Source organism: Alcanivorax sp. P2S70 (assembly GCF_000475295.1).
In the GTDB taxonomy this organism is placed as follows: domain Bacteria; phylum Pseudomonadota; class Gammaproteobacteria; order Pseudomonadales; family Alcanivoracaceae; genus Alcanivorax; species Alcanivorax profundi.
In genome coordinates, this window is the sequence record NZ_AXBZ01000072.1 from 1 (window position 1) to 963 (window position 963).

Below are 963 nucleotides of genomic sequence, written 5' to 3' on the forward strand. Positions count from 1 at the left end.
CTACCTGAAGGACATCTGGCCTTCTGATGAAGAGATCGATGCCATCGTGAAATCTGCGGTGAAGCCGGAACAGTTCCGCAAGACCTACATCCCGATGTTCGAGAAGAAGGGTGACGGTGAGCGCGCAGCCAGCCCGCTGTACGACTGGCGTCCTCAGTCCACCTACATCCGTCGTCCTCCGTACTGGGAAGGCAACATGGCCGGTCAGCGTGAGATGAAGGGTATGCGCCCGCTGGCGATCCTGCCGGACAACATCACCACGGACCACCTGTCTCCGTCCAACGCCATCCTGCTGGATAGCGCTGCCGGTGCCTACCTGGACAAGATGGGTCTGCCGCAGGAAGACTTTAACTCCTACGCCACCCACCGAGGTGATCACCTGACCGCCCAGCGTGCCACGCTCGCGAACCCGAAACTGTTCAACGAGATGTGCCTGGACGAAAACGGTGAAGTGATCCAGGGCTCCCTGGCCCGTGTTGAGCCGGAAGGCCAGCAGATGCGGATGTGGGAAGCCATCGAAACCTACATGGAGCGCAAGCAGCCGCTGATCATTGTGGCTGGCGCAGACTACGGTCAGGGTTCTTCCCGTGACTGGGCGGCCAAGGGCGTTGCCCTTGCCGGTGTGGAAGTGATTGCCGCTGAAGGTTTCGAGCGCATTCACCGTACCAACCTGATCGGTATGGGCGTCATGCCCCTGCAATTCGAGGAAGGCACCACCCGCAAGACCCTGAAGCTGGACGGTACCGAGATCTACGACGTGGAAGGTGAGATCGCTCCTCGTGGCACCATGACACTGGTGATTACTCGCCAGAATGGTGACGTGGAACGGGTCCCGATGCTGTGTCGTCTGGATACCGCAGAAGAAGTGTCCGTGTACACCAATGGCGGCATCCTGCAAAAATTCGCCAAAGAGTTCATGGCGGAAGCGGGCTAAGGCGGTTCTTGTTGTGGGAGCTTGCCTGC

Annotated in this window: 1 pseudogene; it reads left to right on the forward strand. The window is 59.4% G+C overall.

Features of this window, described 5'->3' with window-relative positions:
• Positions 1–934 (forward strand): annotated as a pseudogene (locus Q672_RS32755) (Fe/S-dependent 2-methylisocitrate dehydratase AcnD); the annotation flags it as partial.
• Positions 935–963: the final 29 nt, after the last annotated feature.